Here is an 18004-nt window from a genome sequence, read left to right on the forward strand (position 1 = left end):
TGCCAAATGAACGCGGCGTAGTGGGCTACGTTAAGTGAATTTGGCACAAATATACCGCAAAGTGGGGCGTGCAGATGCCAGGAATGAATTTTCAAACACGCTCTAGGATGTATATGCAGCCAAACGGAATGATACATTACTGTTCACAATATTGCCGGGCCCTGTACCCGGTAACAGTTTTCGCGATGCACACAATTCGCAAAAAACGCGGTTTGGCGCCGTTCTCCTCAGATTTGACTCAAGGAGGCCGCTGTCTGTGACTTACGCTGCGATGCACTCAAAAACCACCTCGCGCTGCGTGTCAACAGCAACAATTACCAAATCGCCTCACCCTCCATTTAGTGATACCCCAGCGCCTTCTCCAGGGCCTCCTTTTCCTCATTTCCCAGTAAAATCTCCGTCTTTCCTTCCACGACATCCTTCATATATAAATAGCATCCCTCGCGGCTGTGGACAGAGTTTAAAATCAGCCCGGAATTATGGTCGTCCAACAGCGCAATAACAAAACTCAAATTGCCTCCCATGCCCTTAAACGCATTGTATCTGACAATCCCCGTTTTCTGATATCCGGCCTTGACCTGCTTCTCCATAGCGTGGATCATATCCTTGCTTTCATTATCCTCGTCGCGCAGATATACAGCCTCATCCATCAAATCCAGAATCGTATCCTCCAGCGTCTCCGCATCTTTCCCTCTCATAAACAGGTCATATCTCCGGTACAGCCTTTTATATTGTAAAATACAAATGATGGTCGTTATAAATGATATGAGTGTCAAACATGCCAACCCGGCAATTATATAAGCGGGATCAAATCCCAGCATATTTAAAATACTGCTATTTCCCATCTTTTGTCCCCATTTCCAGCTTTCTGATTACAAATTCCAATACAGCCATTTTCATAGCTCCTCACACATCTATTTTAATTCTTATTTCCCTATGGACTGGATCAACTCTACGATTCTCTCCAGCTCGGCGGACGAATAATACTCTATTTCAATTCTTCCCTTATTTTTATCTTTTTTATTGATAACAACCTTGGTTCCCATAACATTTTTTAGTTTATCTTCCAAATCATGGTAAAAAATGCTCAGATCCCTCTCTTCCGGCTTCTCTTCCTTCTGAACAGGCGGTTTTGTCAGCAATTTAACCAGTTTTTCCGTTTCCCTGACGCTCAAACGGTTATTCATAACTTTCATAGCTACCTGATACTGCTGTTCCCCGTCTTCCAGAGCCAGCAGCGTCCTCGCATGGCCGCCTGTGATCTGATTCAGGATCAGCATCTGCTGAACACGCTCGTCCAGCTTTAACAGGCGCATGCTGTTTGTAACAGTCGCCCTGTTTTTAGAAACCCGGACCGCCACCTCTTCCTGCTTTAATCCAAATTCCTGGATCAGCATCTGATATGCTCTGGCTTCCTCGATCGGATTCAAATCCTCTCTCTGCACATTTTCAATCAGGGCAATTTCCATGGTCTGCTGCTTTGTATACTCACGGATAATAACAGGGATTTCCCTAAGCCCTGCCAACTTGGCAGCCCGCCAGCGTCGTTCTCCTGCTATCAGTTCATAATGATCCTCTTTCTTCTTCACCAGTACAGGCTGGAGAACTCCGTACGATTTAATCGAAGCTGCCAGCTCAAATAACTGCTCCTCATCAAACATCTTTCTGGGCTGGCTGCTGTTCGGCTCGATCAGAGAAATATTTAAATACTTCTCCTTTTCAACCTCAACCACCTTGACTTCCTGCTTCGCCTGCTGCGCATTCTCCCCTTTTAATTCCCCATCAGAATGATTCGGCGCGCCTTCCTCTTTTACAACCGGAGTCTTGTTATCCGTATATTCTTCTCCGAACAGAGCTCCCAATCCTTTACCAAGTCCAGTTCTTTTTGACATCATATCCTCCATCTTCCGGTTTATTATAGCTTATCACTGTGTTGTTGTGAATTTTGAAGGCAAAATCGCATAAGAAATACCAAAACAAATACTTCTGTCATTGCACATCACTATCATTCATTACTAAAGATCGGCTTCCCTGCTGATTACCTCAGCAGCCAAAAGGCGGTAATTCTCTGCGCCTGCTGATTTGCTGTCATAGATATTGATCGGCATTCCATGACTCGGCGCCTCAGCGAGACGAACATTTCTGGGGATGATCGTTTTATAAATTCTCTCATTCAAATTATTCTTTACATTCTCTACTACCTCAAGAGACAGATTCGTCCTGGCGTCATACATTGTAAATACAACGCCTTCCATCTCCAGAGAGGGATTCATCTTCCTTCTCACCAGATTAATCGTGCGCATAACCTGGCTCAGCCCCTCCAGCGCATAATACTCACACTGAATCGGAACCAGCACCGTATTCGCCGCAACCAATGCATTGATCGTGAGCAGACTGAGCGACGGCGGACAATCTATAATAATGAAATCATACATCCCCCGTATCCGCTCCAGCTTTTTTTTCAGCACCAGTTCTTTGCCGTCCACATCCAAAAGCTCAATCTCTGCACCTGACAAATTGGAATCAGAAGGAAGAACATCTAAATTATCATGCACATCCCTCTGAAGACATTCCTCAAATGAACAGTCGCCCAACATCATCTCATATACCGTATCATCGATTTGCCCTTTCTCCAGGCCCAGTCCGCTCGTAGCATTCCCCTGCGGATCAAAGTCAATGGTTAAGACCTTCTGACCAGCCTCTGCCAAACAGGCAGATAAATTGATCGCAGTTGTCGTCTTACCAACCCCGCCCTTTTGATTTGCAATCGCAATTGTACGTCCCATGATGTTTCCTTTCTTTTTCAAATGCATTTCATTTCGATTCATAAGCACTAGTGTACTGTACCGATTATATCTGGCGAAACTCCGCAGGATAAATTTTCATCAGCAAGGCAGAGAAGGGAGGCGATGCGGTGGCTACGTTGACCGCCGACAACGCAGTCTGATGGAAATTTAGGCAAGGAGGTTTGCCTGAATATAATCGGGACAGTACACTAGTACACCGTTTTTTAATTCCTCATATACTAAGCACTCGCTATTTGCATCATTGCCGCGTTGTCGTCAGTCAACGATGCCACCGCATTGCCTCCTTCCTCCGCCTTGCACTGATACAAATATCAAGCGCTTAGTATATAAGGATTAAGAAAACGGTGTACTAGCACAAAGCATCTGTCTCACAAAATCAGAGCTCTCACCAGTTTCAATCCTCCGCTATTTTTGCACGAAGAATGCCTCTCGGAATATCTGTGAACAATACTTAGTATAGCACACTTGGATCCCGTTTGCATATATGTTTTACAGAAAAAAAAGAAAATGTTTCACGTGAAACATTGGTAATCTTGTGTAACACTTAAGACAGGCTCATCCCTCTGCTGCTCTTACCATATAAAATGCAACGTCTGCGGGCGTACGGTCAACGCTGTAAGTGCGCAGACCTTTCTGAATTGTTGCTAAGCTCTTCAAAATCTTACTGTAAGAATTTCTTAATGTATTGATATTTAAAAAAATGATATAATAATAAAATGGATGAATTTTCTATTTTCGCCACCAATCATTACAAGCTAACATTTGTAAGAAAAGCCTTATAGGAGGTCTGAACGATGAATAAAAAAAATAAGCTAATGACTCTGCTCTCTCTTCTGACTGCCGGTACTGCTTCCATTGCTTTAATGAATAAATGGGTTCAGTTATCCGCTGTTCAAAAGAATCTGATGGATGAACCAGATCCCCTCTGTTATAAATGGCGTCTGGGAAATATCCATTATACTAAATCTGGAAGTGGAAGGCCCCTTCTTTTAATTCATGACTTAAATGCTTCCTCCAGCGGATATGAGTATCACCTTTTAACAGACAAGCTCAGTCGCCGCTATATGGTTTATACACTTGATCTCCTTGGCTGCGGACGCTCAGAAAAGCCGAACTTCACTTATACAAGCTACCTCTTTGTACAGTTAATATGTGACTTCATCAAATCAGAGATTGGCCGCCGGACCGATCTGATCGTTTCCGGAGCGTCCTCCCCATTTGTGATTATGGCATGCAACCATTCTCCCGAACTGTTCGGCCGACTCATGTTGATCAATCCTGACAGTTTTGACAAATGCATGCAGGTTCCGGGTAAGCATGCAAAATTCCTTAAACTGCTTTTAGATCTTCCAATCATCGGAACCCTGCTCTACCAAATCACAACCAGCCACGCCATGATCGAAAAATGTTTTCAGGAACAATATTTCTATAACCCATATTGCGCAAGACCTGCCTATATCGATCATTACTATGAATCCGCCTACCTGGGTGATTCTCCCAAGGCAATCTTTTCCAGCTTAGAGTGCAGATATACAAACTGCAACATCCGTAACGCACTCAAAAAGATTGACAACAGCATCTATATTGTAGGTGGAAGTGAAGAGCCTGAAATCAATAAAACGATCAGAGAGTATCAATCCCTAAACTCCGCGATAGAATCATCTGTAATTACAAAAACCAGGCATCTGCCTCAATTGGAGACGCCAGAAAAGTTGTTAGAACTTATTCATATTTTCTTTGCGTAATAATGTGATTGTTACTGTCCAAATATAATAATGTACTCTCGGAATCTCTCTGCGCCTGCTTTTGCGGCTGATTTTCCGCCAGATGCACCCAAATTTAATCAACGTACGCTCCACGTACGCCTCATAAATTTGTGCACATCTGACAAAAAATCATCTCACAAAATCAGGCACAGCAAGATTCCGAGAGTACATAATATCATAACCAAGGAGGCGTCGTGAGATAGCCAGCAGTTAGCAAATTAAATATACAGAGCAATCTATATAATTGTAATATTTCAAATAACCTAAATTGTATAGCGCCTTGCCATAAAAATAGCATCGCGATAGGGCATATACCCGTCAGCGCCCATGTTTTTGTACGATCAGAGTATTGGCAAGACCTATCTGAACAAGCTACAACAATAATAAAAGCGTGCTATGGATAGAAAACAGACACCCCCTGTCCATCCTCATATCCATAACACGCTTTTCAATAGCGCTCTGCCTCTCTCCTGTCACCCAAGCCCTATCTCAATGGCTCTCTTGATGGCAACCCGGATCGCCGGGGATATTTCTTATTTATATTGGCTATCTTCTTAATTTTCACCAAACTCCTTTCATCCGAATTCGGCAGCCTAAACGACAATACATCCTCTATTTCCCCCGACAATTTTTTGATTGCTCCTTTTCCAGCTATTAATTCTTCCTCGATCTTTCCTGACTTATATGCTACAAAATAGCAGCCGGTTTTGACAAAAGGCATACAGTATTCTGCCAGCGTAGAAATATTGGCTACCGCACGTGAAACACATAAGTCAAATGTTTCACGTGAAACATTTTCTCTCGCATAGTCCTCTGCTCTTCCATGGACAGCCTTTATTCCCTTTAATTCCAAGCTCAAAATCAATTCTTCCAAAAACTTCACCCGTTTATTTAATGAATCCAAAAGCGTTATCTTCAAATCCGGAAATGCGATTTTAAGCGGAATTCCAGGAAACCCAGCCCCTGTACCGACATCGATCAATGAATAAGAAATCCGCTCTATATCTCCCACCGCTCTTTTCAGAGTCAGGCTGTCAACAAAATGTTTTGTCACTACTTCGCCCATTTCCGTGATAGCCGTCAAATTGATCATTGTATTCCAATGAATCAAATTCTCATAATACTGATAGAACTGATCGATCTGACGATCCGTCAACTCCAGATCGATCTGACACAGTTCCTCCTTCATCCGCATCACAAATTCATCCCTGTTCCCAGCCATCTGTCTGCACCCGACCATCCTTTCATTCACAATAACCATTCAGACAAACTGAACAATTACAGTATCTGCCTGCAACAGCTAAAACAGTTATGGCATCTGCCCGCCATTTCTTCTGTTCTGCTCAAGATATACCATTAAAACAGAAATATCTGCCGGTGAAACGCCGGATATCCTTGACGCCTGTCCAATATTCGCCGGTTTAAGCAAATTTAATTTCTGCACCGCCTCCTTGCGCAGGCTCTTTACAAGAGAGTAGTCAAAGTCCGGCTCCAGCTTCTTTCCTTCCATTTTCTTAAACTGTGCGACCTGCTGCGTCTGCCTCCTGATATATCCTTCATACTTAATATTGATATTGATCTGTTCAGCCACCTCCGCCGGAAACTTTGGACGCTCCGGATCAAGAGGTTCCAGCACCGCATAATTCAATTCCGGCCTGCGTATCAATTCAGCCATAGAAGTACCTGTCTTCAAAGGCACGCTTTCATGAAGCTCCAGAAACGTCTGAACCTCTGCGGAAGCTCCCACACGCTTTTTCTCCAGACGCGCCAGCTCCTCCCCTATTACCTGTTCCTTCCACATCACACGCTCAAGCTGCCCGTCACTGACCAGGCCAATATCATGCCCGATTCGGGAGAGCCGAAGATCCGCGTTATCCTGACGCAAAAGCAGGCGGTATTCCGCCCTTGACGTCATCATTCGATACGGCTCATGGCTCTCCTTTGTAACCAGATCATCGATCAAAACGCCGATATACGCCTGCGAACGATCAAAAACAATCGGCTCCTGGCCTTTAATCTTGCGCGCTGCATTCACCCCTGCCATAAAGCCCTGAACCGCGGCCTCTTCATAACCGGAACTCCCATTAAACTGTCCCCCGCTGAATAAACCCTCTATTTCCTTAAATTCCAGCGAAAGCTTAAGCTGTCTGGCGTCAATACAGTCATATTCAATCGCATACGCATTCCTTACAATCTTCACATTCTCCAGCCCGGGAACCGTGCGGTACATCGCGAACTGAACATCCTCCGGCAGCGAACTTGACATTCCTCCCAGATACATTTCATTTGTATAAAGCCCCTCTGGCTCAACAAACACCTGATGCCGATCCTTATCCGGGAATTTCACTACCTTATCCTCAATAGACGGACAGTATCTTGGCCCGGTTCCCTCAATCGCGCCGGAAAACAAAGGCGAACGATCCAGGTTTTTACGAATCACCTCATGCGTCTTCTCATTCGTATAGGTAAGCCAGCAGGAAGCCTGCTCCTTCTGTACCGACTCCGGATCTGTGGAAAAGGAAAAGGGAACAACTCTTTCATCCCCGAACTGCTCTTCCATTTTAGAAAAATCAATGCTCCGCCTGTCTACTCTTGCCGGCGTTCCCGTCTTAAAACGATACATCCGGATCCCCAGCGCCTTTAAAGAATCCGTCAGATGATTAGCTGCCTGCAGGCCGTTCGGCCCAGTCGGATTGCTCACATCCCCATAGATACACCTGGCCCTCAAGTACGTCCCCGTAGCAAGCACCACCGCGCCGCACAAATAGACTGCTCCGGAAAATGTTTTCACTCCCACCACCCGCTTCTCCTCGGTCAATATCTCACATACCTCGGCCTGGCGGATTGTCAAATGATCCGTATTCTCCAGCGTCTTCCGCATCTGCCCCGTATACTCCCGCTTATCCGCCTGCGCGCGCAGGGAGTGAACCGCCGGTCCCTTGGACTGATTCAGCATTTTCGACTGAATAAATGTCTTATCAATATTTTTCCCCATCTCGCCGCCCAGCGCGTCCAGCTCACGGACCAAATGCCCCTTTGAACTGCCCCCGATATTCGGATTACACGGCATCAGCGCAATACTGTCCACGCTGACAGTAAACATCATCGTTTCAAGCCCAAGCCTGGCCGCCGCCAAAGCTGCCTCGCACCCCGCATGCCCGGCCCCAACTACCACAACATCATACTTCTCTGTCCAATCAGGCATTATCCAATCCCTCTTTTCCTAAAACACCGCATCGCCCAATTATTTTCCCATACAAAAGCGGCTGAAAATCTCATTTACCAGATCATCCTCCAACGCCTCGCCGATGATCGTTCCCAGCCTCTCATATGCATCCATCAAATCGATTGAAAAAAAGTCTTCCGGCATCTGATCGGAAATACTCCTCTCAACCAGCTCAAGACTCCGAAAAGCCTCTTCCACAGCCGTCTTATGGCGCAGATTCGTGAGAATTACCTCATCATTCCAGTCAATCTCACCCGCAAAAAAGAGAGCTTCGATCCGATCCTCCAGCTCCTCCAGCCCCTTTTCTTCCTTCACCGAGAGCAAAATCACCTCATGTCCCGTTCGCTCTTTCATCTCCTCCTGCGTCACGATCAAATCCAAATCCGTTTTATTCAGCAGGACAAGCGCCCTTTTCCCTTCCAGGAGGCGGATAATCGTCTGATCGCTCTCATCCAGAGGACGCGCGCCATCCACCACATACAGGATCAAATCCGCCTCCTCAGCAGCCTGTCTCGCCCTCTCCACCCCGATCCGCTCCACAACATCCTCAGTATCGCGGATTCCGGCCGTATCGATCAGACGAAGGCTGATATCGCGAATTCGGATCGATTCCTCCAGCACATCCCGCGTTGTCCCCGGAATTTCGGTCACAATCGCCCGATCCGCCCCGGACAGCGCATTCAGAAGTGACGACTTTCCGGCATTCGGCTTTCCCAAAATAACTGTTTTGATCCCCTCTGTCAGAATCCGGCCGCTGTCAAATGTCTCCATCATCCGCGCCAGCTCCCTCTTCATCCCGCAAACCGTCTCCGAAAGCTGCGCCGCGTAGCCGTCAAGCGAAATATTCTCCGGATCATCCAGCGCAGACTCAATAAAAGCAATCTCATAGAGAAGCTTCTCCCGAAGCTCCTTTACCCTGCGAGACACAGAGCCTCTCAACTGGCTCACTGAATTCTTCAGCGCATACTGATTTTCGGACTGAATCACATCCATCACCGCCTCTGCCTGCGACAGATCGATCCTGCCATTCAAAAACGCGCGCTTCGTAAATTCACCCGGTTCTGCCAGCCTGGCCCCGCAACGTATGGCCGCCTCCAAAATACGCCGCATCACCAGCACGCCCCCATGACAGTCAATCTCAACCGTATCCTCAGCCGTATAACTGTGAGGGGCCCGCATAACAAGCGCCAAAGCCTCGTCAATCATTTCCCCCTGATCCCATATCGTACCATAGTGAACCGTATAAGCCTTTTGCCCGCTTAACCTCTTATCTCCGCTCTTCGCCCGGAATATCTGATCCCCGATGCGCAGAGCCTCATCCCCGCTGATCCGGATAATTCCAATCCCTGAATTTGTAACTGCCGTCGCAATCGCGGCAATCGTATCTGATCCCATCATCTGAAAACCTCAATATAGATATAGTAGCCATACGTAACCGTTCAGAAAACCCTAGTGTACTGTACCGATGATATTCAGGCAAACCTCCATGCCTAAATTTCCATCAGACTGTGTTGTCGGCGGTCAACGATGCCGCCGCATCGCCTCCCTTCTCCGCCTTGCTGATGAAAATTTATCCTGCGGAGTTTCGCCAGATATAATCGGGACAGTACCCTAGAGCGTGTTTGAAAATTGCTTTCTGGTAGCTGTGCGTGCCACTTTGTGGGAGATTTGTGCCAAATGAACGCGGCGCAGTGGGCTGCGTTAAGTGAATTTGGCACAAATATACCGCGAAGTGGGGCGTGCAGATGCCAGGAATGAATTTTCAAACACGCTCTAGTACACCATTGCTTAAATTCCAGTGAATAAATCACTCGCTATCAGCGCCCTCTGCACGTCTGCGGCGAAGGACCGTGTTTGCCCGCGGCCATTACGTTTTCGTACAGTCATCTTTTTGTCCGCCCGCTGCGGATTCCCCGCCTTCTGAACGGTTACATATCAACTCCCATCCCATAAGAAAAACGGCAGGAATACCGAAGTATTCCCGCTGTCTCATTACCTGCCTCTATCCATCTATCGATCCGTCTTCTCCACCCGCTCTCTTCTTCCCTCTCTTTTAAGGGAAATGATCACATGGCGGAACGGCTCCTCGCCGTCGCTTCTTGTCACCACATACCGATCATTTTGAAGCGCCGCATGGATAATCCTTCTCTCATACGGATTCATCGGTTCCAGCGAAACCGAACGCTTCGTCCGTTTTACCTTGTAAGCAATATTCTTAGCCAGCGTCTCCAGCGTCTCCTTCCTTCTCTCACGGTAATTTTCCGTATCAAGCTTGACGCGGATATAATCGCCGGCGTTTGTCTTATTCACCATCAGGCTTACAAGATACTGCAGGGAATCAAGTGTTTGTCCTCTCTTACCGATCAAAATCCCCATATCGCCGCCGGAAAGATTGATGCACAGCTCCTTCTCCTCTTCCTTAAGCTCCAGATCAATCTGCACCGTCATACTCATCGCGTCAAAAATCTGCGTCAAAAACTCCACGGCGCAATCCTCAAGCGTCTCCTTCTTCTTAGCCTGAATCACAGCCGGCTTTGAGCCAATCCCCAGGAAACCGGCGCTCCCCTTTTCGATTACCTCATACTCCAGCTTATCGCTCGTAATCTCCAATTCGATCAATGCCTTTGTTACTGCTTCTTCCACGGTCTTTGCGGTAACCTTAATCATATCCATTCTGGCATCCTCCTGCTTACTTGTGCTTTTCATTAAACTTCTGCACCATCCTCGCCTTTGCGGCAATGCTTCCCGGCTTCGGATCAGAATTGTAGAACTCATTTGATTCCTTAATCTGCTTATCCCGCTTACTCATCTTCTCATCCATGAGCAGCTTATCCTTCTCCTCCTGAGACTGAATGGATTTTAAGCTCGTCGTGGCATTCTGATTCAGCTTCGCAGGGGGGAGCCCTTTCTTTGCCCGCTTCTGGTTCATCTTCTCCACATTCTTCTTGATCATCTCGTCCAGATCGATCTTATCCATATAAGAATTCACCGCGAGCTGCTGTACAATCTGAAGAACGCCCTGTCCCACCCAGTAAATACCGATAGCCGCCGGCAGGGTAAAACAAAAAACGACCGACATCAAAGGCATGGTAATCAACATACTGTTCATCATCGAAGCGCCGGGCGCATCGGGATCAATCGTCTGCGTACTGCTCATCATCTTCGCAGAAAACCACTGTGTAAGGCCCGCCAGAATCGGAATCGCCCATGCAACGGTGATCGACGTAAACCCGGTAAACGGCGCGGAAGCAAGATTAATGCCAAAAAATGAGTTCATCTGCTCAATCTTATCCGCATTCACTGCAATCACGTCAGCAATCTGAGGAAACAGCCCCTCAAGCGTCTCCCATTTTTCCGGCGTAAACTTATATAACATATCGACAATCTTGTCCAGATTGGTAAAATCAACCTTATCGACCGCCATATTGACGCCCTCAGCCAGCTCCGCAATTTTATTGACAAAATCCGGCTGATCCTTCAAAGGATTGGCTACATTGTCAAAAAACACTCTGACTGAAGGTACATAAGCCGGAATATTATAAATCACACGATAAAGAGCCAGAATAATAGGAAACTGAATCAACATTGGCAGACAACCAGCCGTAGGACTCGATCCAAACTTATCATATACAGCCTGCATCTCCATCCTCTGTTTGGTCATCGACGTCTGATCCGTCTTCCCCCTGTACTTCTTCTGAATCGCCATAATCTCCGGATTCATCACAGACATCAGCTTAGACGACTTCTGCTGCTTGATCGTCAAAGGAAACAGCAGAAGCTTTGTGATAATCGTAAACAAAATAATGCAAAGGCCAATATTCATGATTCCCATATTACTCGTTATCCGGAACAGAAAATCCATAATATATCCGAATAAACTGGCAATCGGTCCCATAATCGACCCGGCCTTCGTCGCAATTACAAATTCCAATGAATTACCTCCTATCCTACGGAACTGGATCATAACCGCCTTCTGCAAACGGATGGCAGCGAAGAATCCGCTTACAGGCCAAAATCATACCCTTTACAGCGCCATACTTAACAACTGCCTCAACGGCGTATTGAGAACAGGTAGGCGTGTACTTACAGTGAGGTCCTGTCAAAGGGGAAATAAACCTCTGATATCCCCGAATCATACTAATTATGATTTTCTTCATCAATATTCTCACTTCGATTCTCTAAAATGTTATGAAGTCCGCATAAGTGCAGATATGCACTCTCGATATTTTTGAATCCTGCCTCTTTCGCTGCGGCTCTCGCCACAACCACGATATCCAATCCATCTCTCACTATGTTCTTATTCAGCCGGAAGCTTTCCCTGATTAAACGTGTAATGCGGTGACGCACCACACTGTTGCCAACCTTCTTACTGACAGAAATCCCGATCCGGGAATCCGCCCGCCCCGTATCCAGCGCATACATAACCAGAAGCTTATCCGCAAATGATCGCCCCGTCCTGTAAACCTTCTGAAAATCCCCGTTCTTTTTGATCGAATTAAAACGCTTCATCCGCTCTCCTCGTACTGCGGTCCGCAATTAACGGCCAAACGAAACCGGGCCATATAAATAAATTAGCCGTATTAAAATACAGTAACAAAAAGGCCACAATTCACATTGCGGCCCAGGTTCGTCAAGCAGACAATCTTGCTCTTCCTTTTGCTCTTCTCGCAGCCAGAACTTTTCTACCGCCTGCGCTGCTCATCCTGGCTCTGAAGCCGTGAACTTTCGATCTCTGCCTTTTCTTTGGCTGATATGTCATCTTCATAATAAACACCTCCTCGTCATCTAAATTGAAAGAGAAATCATCTCAACATAGTTAGACTATTCTAAGATTAAATATCTACTCAATTATATAGAAGAAACACGGTTACGTCAATAGAAAATCGATATTTTTTCTTGTAAATAGGATTGCTGCGCAATTATGGAAAAAGAAGGCCACGGTGCAAGTTGGTGGATGTCGTGAAAAAGCCTCCCATGTCAGATATGCAAATTGCGTGAAGGCCACCCCGTGCCAAGTGTGGATGTCGTGGGAGGGCCGCCGGATATGCGAAGAAAGGAGAACTTGCTGATAAATGTTACATACGTGAATTAAACCAATACCAGATAAGGATAAAGTTTTCATAGAAAAGCATATTGAATAACGTTCCTGCATACGCTATAATGCCATTAGGCAAAAGAGATGCAAAAGTTCCATGTGAACACATCCTCCCTGTTACGGGTATCGGTGAGCAACTCATAGATTATAGTATATTATCCGATATTTTCATACCGCTTTCTCTTTTATATACCCAATATATCATCATTTCCCGTCACCTCCAAGAAAATATTACATACAAATAAAACCCCTGCCATCTGCAAAGCTCATAGCTGGCAATATAAAAACCCGGGCCTTATCATTTAAACACCTTATTCACAGGGTTTCCACTATTTATCCACAAAGTGGGGATAACTTGTGGATAAATAGTTGATTTTTACCTGAATAACCCATAGATTGTTCACATTTTAATCCTAAATCCACTGATTTATCAATACTTTTCCCTGTGGACATCCCCAGTCCCACTTATACACATTCACCCCATATCCCCCTAAAACCTGCATACTCCCCCACAAATTTATCCACAAGCATCCCAAACCATACTATCCCCATTCCAACCCCAAAACCGCATTGCCCAAAGCCCGCCAGTAACGTAGCCCATCCCATGTTCTATATCCAAAAGGAACCCGTAGAAAACCGCCGGCACTTAGCGGGGGCTTTTCGATCCGTACAGCCCTGCGCTTTTCTCTGAGCGAAAGCGGGGTTCTGTTGGATATAGAACATGGGATGGGCGGCCCCCCTTGCGTCCTCCCCCTCGCTCCCATGGAAAACTTATCCACAATCTTTTTCATCTTTCAATTGAAAAATCGATCCATTTCATGTACAATAAATACTAGATTGGGTAAATTTGCAATTTTCCCTAATCCCATTCCCATGATACAAAAAATCCCTCCGGGGCAGGACTAAACTGCGGAGGAGCTGCTTCATGCCGCGCATACGCGGCCCGCCGCAGGCGAACATCCTGCAATGCAGGATTCTTTTTATCAGGAGACTTACTACTATGTTAGAAAAAATCAAGAGCAAATGGGAAGATATCCTTTTGCACATCAAAGAAGAACACGAGCTGACCGATGTCTCATTCAAAACATGGCTGCTTCCGACGCAGCCATGGGCCATGAAGGGAGGGGCCCTGCAGATCCTGGTGCCGGACGTCCATTTTCTCGGGTACATCAAGAAAAAATACGGATTTCTTCTGCAGATCACAATTGAAGAGCTGACCGGGATCGAGTGCGAGCTGGAATTTGTAACACAGGAACAGGCCGGTGAAGCCGGCCAGCCGGCTGAGAAAAAGAAAGCGGCCGGCCGGCAGCCGGAGACGAACCGCCAGCTCATTCAGGACGCGAACTTAAATCCCCGCTACACCTTTGACTCCTTTGTCGTGGGCGCGAATAATAATCTGGCTCATGCCGCTTCTTTAGCCGTGGCGGAATCGCCGGGGGAGATCTACAATCCTCTTTTTATTTACGGCGGCGTGGGACTTGGCAAGACGCACCTGATGCATTCCATCGGCCATTTTGTGCTGAAAAACAACCAGAAAGCCAAGGTTCTTTACGTGACCAGCGAGAAGTTCACCAACGAACTGATCGATGCGATCCGGAATAAAAATAATATTTCCACCACGGAATTCAGGGAGAAATACCGGAACAACGACGTTCTTCTGATCGATGATATCCAGTTTATTATAGGAAAGGAAAGCACGCAGGAAGAGTTTTTCCACACCTTCAACTCTCTTTATGAGGCTAAAAAGCAGATCATTATCTCCTCAGATAAGCCTCCCAAAGAGATTGAAACTCTCGAAGAGCGGCTTCGCTCCCGTTTTGAATGGGGCCTTACCGTGGATATCCAGTCTCCTGATTATGAGACGCGCATGGCCATTCTCCGCAAAAAAGAGGAGCTGGAGGGCTATAATATTGATAATGAAGTCATTAAATATATCGCCACCAACATTAAATCCAATATCCGTGAGCTGGAAGGCGCTCTCACCAAGATCGTAGCCCTCTCCAAACTGGACAAGAAGGACATCACCATCGAGCTCGCAGAAGAGGCCCTAAAGGATCTCATCTCGCCGGGAGGCGTCCGGGAAGTGACGCCGGAGCTGATTATCCAGGTGGTTTCCGATCATTTCGGCATCACGCCTCTGGATATCGCTTCCCAAAAGAGGACCAAGGATGTCGTCTTCCCGCGCCAGATCGCGATGTATTTATGCCGCACCATGACAGACACCCCGCTCCAGACCATCGGCAAATATCTGGGAGGGCGGGATCATACGACGATTATACATGGCCACGATAAGATCCTTGCGGATATGGGCAAGAACGAATCCCTGCGCAATACGATAGAGATCCTGAAAAAGAAGATTAATCCACAATAATCGGTGGATAACCGGGTTAAAATTTGTGGATAACCAGGTGGAACCTAATGTTGTTTCTGAGCTTGTGGATAATTCTTAAGTTGTTCTTAAGTCCAGGGCCGCTTTTACACAGGTGTTTCTACACGGGCACGCCTTTTATTTTCAGCGGTTTTAAGACTTATTCACCAATCCACAGCCCCTACTACGATTGCTACGAAATGTTTTTATATATTTCTTTCCCTTCACATTGTTTTTGAGCAAAGGAGTTATCAACAATTATGAAGCTTTCATTTGAAAAGGATAATTTACTGAATGGTATCAACATCGTTCTGAAGGCGGTTCCGTCAAAAACGACAATGCCGATCCTGGACTGCATCCTGATCGATGCCGCGTCGGACGAGATCCGCCTGACGGGCAATGATACAGAGCTGGGTATCGAAACAAAGGTAGACGGGAGTATCCTGGAACACGGCAAGATCGCGCTCGATGCGAAGCTCTTTTCCGATATCATTCGCAAGCTCTCAAGCGAGGATTCCCGAATCACGATCGAGTCGGACGAGACGCTTAACACGGTCATCACATGTGAGAAATCCGTATTCCGGATTCAGGGAAAGGACGGCGAAGAATTTTCCTATATTCCCCATATTGAACGGGACAACTATATCTGCCTCTCCCAGTTTACCTTAAAAGAAGTGATCCGGCAGACAATATTTTCCATCTCTCCGAATGACAGCAATAAGATGATGACCGGCGAGCTGGCGGAGGTACATGACAACGAGCTAAAGTTCGTCTCCCTGGACGGGCACCGCATGTCCATCCGCAAAGTGATCCTGAAAGATCACTACAGTGATATAAAAGTCATTATTCCTGGCAAAACTCTCAGTGAAATCAGCAAGATCCTATCCGGGGACAGTGAATCCGAAGTGCTGATGTTCTTTACCGAGAACCACGTCATGTTTGAGTTCGACGATACAGTGGTCGTGTCGCGTCTGATCGAAGGAGAATATTTCCGGATCAGCCAGATGCTGTCCAGCGATTATGAGACAAAAGTAGTGGTCAATAAGCGCTCGTTTCTTGACGCCATCGAGCGCGCGAGCATCCTGATCCGGGAAAATGACAAAAAACCGATCATTATCCAGATCTCGGATGACGGTATGGTTCTGAAGATGAATTCCACGATTGGCGCCATGAGCGCGGAATTAGGGATCACAAAATTCGGAAAAGACATCATGATTGGCTTTAATCCGAAGTTTTTGATCGATGCGCTTCGTATTATAGACGACGAGGAAGTTTCACTCTATATGATGAATCCCAAATCCCCCTGCTTTATCCGGGATGACGAGGAGAATTATACGTATCTGATCCTTCCGGTGAATTTTAACGCGGCATCCATATAATGCCTGATAAAATGCAGCCGATCAGGCCGCCAGAACAGAATGGGAGAAAACATGGAAACGATCAAATTAAGAGACGAATTCATTAAGCTGGGCCAGGCGTTAAAGGCCGCCGGCTTAGTGGACAGCGGCGCAGAGGCAAAGTCCGCTATTTTAGAGGGTCTTGTACAGGTCAATGGCGAGACGGCCTTCCAGAGAGGAAAAAAACTCTTTGACGGGGACGAGCTGTGCTATGACGGCCAGACGGTTAAGATTATCAGATAAAGGACGCCTCCCATGGTAATAAAATCAATTGAGCTTATGAATTACAGGAATTACAGGGAATTACATATGGATTTTGACCAGGGGATCAACGTTCTGTATGGAGACAATGCCCAGGGAAAGACGAATATCCTGGAATCCATCTATGTCTGCGCCACGACGAAATCCCACAGGGGAAGCAAAGACAGGGAGATCATTGAGTTCGGGGAGGATGAATCCCATATTAAGATGAACCTCTTAAAAGACGGCGTCCCGCACCGGATCGATATGCACCTGAAAAAAAACAAGCCAAAGGGCGTCGCGGTCAATGGCATACCGATCCGCAGGGCGAGCGAGCTGTTTGGCGTGATCAATGTGGTTTTTTTCTCCCCCGAGGATTTAAACCTCATCAAAAACGGCCCCGGCGAGCGGCGCAGGTTTATCGATCTGGAGCTCTGCCAGCTCAATAAGCTCTATGTACATTCCCTCTCCCAGTACAATAAGATTGTGCTGCAGAGAAACAAACTTTTAAAGGACATAAGCTTCCGGCCGGAGTACGAGGAAATGCTGGATATATGGGATGAGCAGATGATTTCCTACGGATGCGAGATCATCCGGGTCCGCAGAGATTTTATTTCTCAGCTCAATCAATTGATTCAGGACATTCACTTCCATCTGTCGGGCAAACGCGAGGAGCTCGTGCTCCGCTACTTTCCCAATACAAGCGAGGATGAGCTGGGGGACGCCCTAAAGAAGAGCCGTTTTCAGGATAAAAAACAGAAGACGACGCTGGTAGGCCCCCACAGAGACGATATAGGATTTTATGTAAATAAAATAGACATCCGAAAATTTGGTTCCCAGGGACAACAGAGGACGGCCGCGCTGTCGCTGAAGCTGGCTGAGATAGAACTGGTCAAAAAGCTGGTGCGCGATTATCCGGTGCTTTTGCTGGACGACGTGCTCTCAGAGCTTGACTCTGACCGGCAGAGACACCTATTATCCGGGATCAGCCATATCCAGACAATCATTACGTGTACAGGGCTGGATGATTTCGTAAGCCACAGCTTTCAGATTGATCGAATCTTTAAGATCATAAACGGTACGGTAGAAGACGGAAACAGTTAAG

General features: G+C 46.5%; 18 protein-coding genes and 2 pseudogenes. 7 read left to right on the forward strand and 13 right to left on the reverse strand.

The window, feature by feature from the left end; translation table 11 throughout:
* Positions 1-137 (reverse strand): DUF6783 domain-containing protein (locus NFS31_RS27985; protein ID WP_334303119.1); only part of this gene is annotated, 137 nt, incomplete at its 3' end.
* Between NFS31_RS27985 and NFS31_RS27990 the strand changes: the two genes are divergently transcribed.
* Positions 75-260 (forward strand): hypothetical protein, encoded by a 186-nt coding sequence (locus tag NFS31_RS27990; RefSeq protein WP_334303118.1) that lies wholly within the window; start codon positions 75-77, stop codon positions 258-260. The two genes, NFS31_RS27985 and NFS31_RS27990, sit on opposite strands and share 63 nt — an antisense overlap.
* Positions 261-338: 78 nt before the next feature.
* On the opposite strand, the gene NFS31_RS21015 is transcribed toward NFS31_RS27990, so the two are convergent.
* The 3 genes from NFS31_RS21015 to NFS31_RS21025 form a co-directional block, all read right to left on the reverse strand.
* The gene (locus NFS31_RS21015) at positions 339-845 is read right to left on the reverse strand and encodes a DUF4446 family protein (protein WP_251499538.1); all 507 of its coding nucleotides are present in this window, start codon (positions 843-845) and stop codon (positions 339-341) included.
* A gap of 81 nt (positions 846-926) precedes the next feature.
* Positions 927-1892, reverse strand: a complete 966-nt coding sequence (locus tag NFS31_RS21020) for a ParB/RepB/Spo0J family partition protein (protein WP_251499605.1) — start codon at positions 1890-1892, stop codon at positions 927-929.
* A 123-nt stretch (positions 1893-2015) separates the two neighbouring features.
* Positions 2016-2786: a ParA family protein gene (locus NFS31_RS21025; RefSeq protein WP_251499541.1), complete on the reverse strand. Its 771-nt coding sequence runs from the start codon at positions 2784-2786 to the stop codon at positions 2016-2018.
* An 815-nt stretch (positions 2787-3601) separates the two neighbouring features.
* On the opposite strand from NFS31_RS21025, the gene NFS31_RS21030 reads away from it, so the two are divergent.
* Positions 3602-4552 carry an alpha/beta fold hydrolase gene (locus NFS31_RS21030; protein ID WP_251499543.1) on the forward strand — a complete coding sequence of 317 codons (951 nt, stop codon included), beginning with the start codon at positions 3602-3604 and terminating at the stop codon, positions 4550-4552.
* Between the two features lie 505 nt (positions 4553-5057).
* Here the strand turns inward: NFS31_RS21030 and rsmG are convergent.
* The 4 genes and pseudogenes from rsmG to NFS31_RS27995 form a co-directional block, all read right to left on the reverse strand.
* On the reverse strand, positions 5058-5795 hold the full coding sequence (gene rsmG, locus NFS31_RS21035; protein ID WP_251499546.1) for a 16S rRNA (guanine(527)-N(7))-methyltransferase RsmG: 738 nt from the start codon (positions 5793-5795) through the stop codon (positions 5058-5060).
* Between the two features lie 87 nt (positions 5796-5882).
* Positions 5883-7778, reverse strand: a complete 1896-nt coding sequence (gene mnmG / locus NFS31_RS21040; protein WP_251499549.1) for a tRNA uridine-5-carboxymethylaminomethyl(34) synthesis enzyme MnmG — start codon at positions 7776-7778, stop codon at positions 5883-5885.
* A 39-nt stretch (positions 7779-7817) separates the two neighbouring features.
* On the reverse strand, positions 7818-9194 hold the full coding sequence (gene mnmE, locus NFS31_RS21045) for a tRNA uridine-5-carboxymethylaminomethyl(34) synthesis GTPase MnmE (RefSeq protein WP_251499608.1): 1377 nt from the start codon (positions 9192-9194) through the stop codon (positions 7818-7820).
* Positions 9195-9289: 95 nt separating this feature from the next.
* A pseudogene (locus NFS31_RS27995) lies at positions 9290-9553 on the reverse strand (DUF6783 domain-containing protein); the annotation flags it as partial.
* Here NFS31_RS27995 and NFS31_RS28505 point away from each other — a divergent pair.
* Positions 9512-9601 (forward strand): annotated as a pseudogene (locus tag NFS31_RS28505) (DUF6783 domain-containing protein); the annotation flags it as partial. The pseudogenes NFS31_RS27995 and NFS31_RS28505 sit on opposite strands and share 42 nt — an antisense overlap.
* Before the next feature lie 208 nt (positions 9602-9809).
* On the opposite strand, the gene jag reads toward NFS31_RS28505, so the two are convergent.
* The 5 genes from jag to rpmH all read right to left on the reverse strand — a co-directional run bounded on the left by jag (position 9810) and on the right by rpmH (position 12564).
* On the reverse strand, positions 9810-10472 hold the full coding sequence (gene jag, locus NFS31_RS21050) for an RNA-binding cell elongation regulator Jag/EloR (protein WP_251499551.1): 663 nt from the start codon (positions 10470-10472) through the stop codon (positions 9810-9812).
* Positions 10473-10488: 16 nt separating this feature from the next.
* Positions 10489-11730 carry a YidC/Oxa1 family membrane protein insertase gene (locus NFS31_RS21055; protein ID WP_251499554.1) on the reverse strand — a complete coding sequence of 414 codons (1242 nt, stop codon included), beginning with the start codon at positions 11728-11730 and terminating at the stop codon, positions 10489-10491.
* Positions 11731-11746: 16 nt separating this feature from the next.
* Positions 11747-11956, reverse strand: coding sequence for a membrane protein insertion efficiency factor YidD (gene yidD, locus NFS31_RS21060; protein WP_251499556.1), 210 nt, complete (start codon positions 11954-11956; stop codon positions 11747-11749).
* The gene (gene rnpA, locus NFS31_RS21065) at positions 11937-12308 is read right to left on the reverse strand and encodes a ribonuclease P protein component (protein ID WP_251499559.1); all 372 of its coding nucleotides are present in this window, start codon (positions 12306-12308) and stop codon (positions 11937-11939) included. Before rnpA ends, yidD begins: the two co-directional genes overlap by 20 nt.
* A gap of 121 nt (positions 12309-12429) precedes the next feature.
* On the reverse strand, positions 12430-12564 hold the full coding sequence (rpmH, locus tag NFS31_RS21070) for a 50S ribosomal protein L34 (RefSeq protein WP_160228148.1): 135 nt from the start codon (positions 12562-12564) through the stop codon (positions 12430-12432).
* A gap of 1330 nt (positions 12565-13894) precedes the next feature.
* Between rpmH and dnaA the strand changes: the two genes are divergently transcribed.
* The 4 genes from dnaA to recF all read left to right on the forward strand — a co-directional run bounded on the left by dnaA (position 13895) and on the right by recF (position 18003).
* Positions 13895-15265, forward strand: coding sequence for a chromosomal replication initiator protein DnaA (gene dnaA, locus NFS31_RS21075; protein ID WP_251499562.1), 1371 nt, complete (start codon positions 13895-13897; stop codon positions 15263-15265).
* A gap of 257 nt (positions 15266-15522) precedes the next feature.
* Positions 15523-16641, forward strand: a complete 1119-nt coding sequence (dnaN, locus tag NFS31_RS21080) for a DNA polymerase III subunit beta (RefSeq protein ID WP_251499566.1) — start codon at positions 15523-15525, stop codon at positions 16639-16641.
* Between the two features lie 51 nt (positions 16642-16692).
* A complete protein-coding gene (locus NFS31_RS21085) occupies positions 16693-16902 on the forward strand; it encodes an RNA-binding S4 domain-containing protein (protein ID WP_251499569.1) in 210 nt (69 codons plus the stop codon).
* A 12-nt stretch (positions 16903-16914) separates the two neighbouring features.
* Entirely contained in the window at positions 16915-18003 is a 1089-nt protein-coding gene (gene recF, locus NFS31_RS21090; protein WP_251499572.1) for a DNA replication/repair protein RecF, read from the forward strand.
* The last annotated feature ends 1 nt before the right edge of the window (position 18004 follow it).

This window comes from Otoolea muris (genome assembly GCF_943193115.1).
GTDB classification, from domain to species: domain Bacteria; phylum Bacillota; class Clostridia; order Lachnospirales; family Lachnospiraceae; genus Otoolea; species Otoolea muris.

Excerpts from the sequence above, each read along its gene's own strand:
- NFS31_RS21020 (WP_251499605.1), bottom strand. The coding sequence starts at position 1,892 with ATGTCAAAAAGAACTGGACTTGGTAAAGGATTGGGAGCTCTGTTCGGA.
- dnaA (WP_251499562.1), top strand. The coding sequence starts at position 13,895 with ATGTTAGAAAAAATCAAGAGCAAATGGGAAGATATCCTTTTGCACATC.
- rnpA (WP_251499559.1), bottom strand. The coding sequence starts at position 12,308 with ATGAAGCGTTTTAATTCGATCAAAAAGAACGGGGATTTTCAGAAGGTT.
- NFS31_RS21030 (WP_251499543.1), top strand. The coding sequence starts at position 3,602 with ATGAATAAAAAAAATAAGCTAATGACTCTGCTCTCTCTTCTGACTGCC.
- jag (WP_251499551.1), bottom strand. The coding sequence starts at position 10,472 with ATGGATATGATTAAGGTTACCGCAAAGACCGTGGAAGAAGCAGTAACA.
- NFS31_RS21015 (WP_251499538.1), bottom strand. The coding sequence starts at position 845 with ATGGGAAATAGCAGTATTTTAAATATGCTGGGATTTGATCCCGCTTAT.
- NFS31_RS21025 (WP_251499541.1), bottom strand. The coding sequence starts at position 2,786 with ATGGGACGTACAATTGCGATTGCAAATCAAAAGGGCGGGGTTGGTAAG.
- NFS31_RS21085 (WP_251499569.1), top strand. The coding sequence starts at position 16,693 with ATGGAAACGATCAAATTAAGAGACGAATTCATTAAGCTGGGCCAGGCG.
- mnmE (WP_251499608.1), bottom strand. The coding sequence starts at position 9,194 with ATGGGATCAGATACGATTGCCGCGATTGCGACGGCAGTTACAAATTCA.
- rpmH (WP_160228148.1), bottom strand. The coding sequence starts at position 12,564 with ATGAAGATGACATATCAGCCAAAGAAAAGGCAGAGATCGAAAGTTCAC.
- mnmG (WP_251499549.1), bottom strand. The coding sequence starts at position 7,778 with ATGCCTGATTGGACAGAGAAGTATGATGTTGTGGTAGTTGGGGCCGGG.
- yidD (WP_251499556.1), bottom strand. The coding sequence starts at position 11,956 with ATGAAGAAAATCATAATTAGTATGATTCGGGGATATCAGAGGTTTATT.
- NFS31_RS27990 (WP_334303118.1), top strand. The coding sequence starts at position 75 with ATGCCAGGAATGAATTTTCAAACACGCTCTAGGATGTATATGCAGCCA.
- dnaN (WP_251499566.1), top strand. The coding sequence starts at position 15,523 with ATGAAGCTTTCATTTGAAAAGGATAATTTACTGAATGGTATCAACATC.
- recF (WP_251499572.1), top strand. The coding sequence starts at position 16,915 with ATGGTAATAAAATCAATTGAGCTTATGAATTACAGGAATTACAGGGAA.
- rsmG (WP_251499546.1), bottom strand. The coding sequence starts at position 5,795 with ATGGCTGGGAACAGGGATGAATTTGTGATGCGGATGAAGGAGGAACTG.